The sequence below is a fragment of the Pseudomonas sp. NFPP02 genome, from assembly GCF_900119355.1.
GTDB classification, from domain to species: domain Bacteria; phylum Pseudomonadota; class Gammaproteobacteria; order Pseudomonadales; family Pseudomonadaceae; genus Aquipseudomonas; species Aquipseudomonas paracarnis.
Window position 1 is genome coordinate 1 of record NZ_FPJI01000030.1, and the last position, 1415, is coordinate 1415.

Sequence of the window (1415 nt, forward strand, 5' to 3'; positions counted from 1 at the left end):
TAACGAAGTGGTTGATGCCATGCTTCCAAGAAAAGCTTCTAAGCTTCAGGTAACCAGGAACCGTACCCCAAACCGACACAGGTGGTTGGGTAGAGAATACCAAGGCGCTTGAGAGAACTCGGGTGAAGGAACTAGGCAAAATGGCACCGTAACTTCGGGAGAAGGTGCGCCGGTGAGGGTGAAGGACTTGCTCCGTAAGCTCATGCCGGTCGAAGATACCAGGCCGCTGCGACTGTTTATTAAAAACACAGCACTCTGCAAACACGAAAGTGGACGTATAGGGTGTGACGCCTGCCCGGTGCCGGAAGGTTAATTGATGGGGTTAGCTAACGCGAAGCTCTTGATCGAAGCCCCGGTAAACGGCGGCCGTAACTATAACGGTCCTAAGGTAGCGAAATTCCTTGTCGGGTAAGTTCCGACCTGCACGAATGGCGTAACGATGGCGGCGCTGTCTCCACCCGAGACTCAGTGAAATTGAAATCGCTGTGAAGATGCAGTGTATCCGCGGCTAGACGGAAAGACCCCGTGAACCTTTACTATAGCTTTGCACTGGACTTTGAATTTGCTTGTGTAGGATAGGTGGGAGGCTTTGAAGCGTGGACGCCAGTCTGCGTGGAGCCATCCTTGAAATACCACCCTGGCAACTTTGAGGTTCTAACTCAGGTCCGTTATCCGGATCGAGGACAGTGTATGGTGGGTAGTTTGACTGGGGCGGTCTCCTCCTAAAGAGTAACGGAGGAGTACGAAGGTGCGCTCAGACCGGTCGGAAATCGGTCGTAGAGTATAAAGGCAAAAGCGCGCTTGACTGCGAGACAGACACGTCGAGCAGGTACGAAAGTAGGTCTTAGTGATCCGGTGGTTCTGTATGGAAGGGCCATCGCTCAACGGATAAAAGGTACTCCGGGGATAACAGGCTGATACCGCCCAAGAGTTCATATCGACGGCGGTGTTTGGCACCTCGATGTCGGCTCATCACATCCTGGGGCTGAAGCCGGTCCCAAGGGTATGGCTGTTCGCCATTTAAAGTGGTACGCGAGCTGGGTTTAGAACGTCGTGAGACAGTTCGGTCCCTATCTGCCGTGGACGTTTGAGATTTGAGAGGGGCTGCTCCTAGTACGAGAGGACCGGAGTGGACGAACCTCTGGTGTTCCGGTTGTCACGCCAGTGGCATTGCCGGGTAGCTATGTTCGGAATAGATAACCGCTGAAAGCATCTAAGCGGGAAACTAGCCTCAAGATGAGATCTCACTGGAACCTTGAGTTCCCTGAAGGGCCGTCGAAGACTACGACGTTGATAGGTTGGGTGTGTAAGCGCTGTGAGGCGTTGAGCTAACCAATACTAATTGCCCGTGAGGCTTGACCATATAACACCCAAGCAATTTGAGTCGAAAGGCCAGATTGCGGTGTGTGAAGACG

1 rRNA gene is annotated in these 1415 nt (G+C 53.0%); it reads left to right on the forward strand.

Features of this window, described 5'->3' with window-relative positions:
• Window positions 1–1363: ribosomal RNA gene (locus tag BT204_RS26860) — 23S ribosomal RNA — on the forward strand; the annotation flags it as partial.
• Between the last annotated feature and the right edge of the window lie 52 nt (window positions 1364–1415).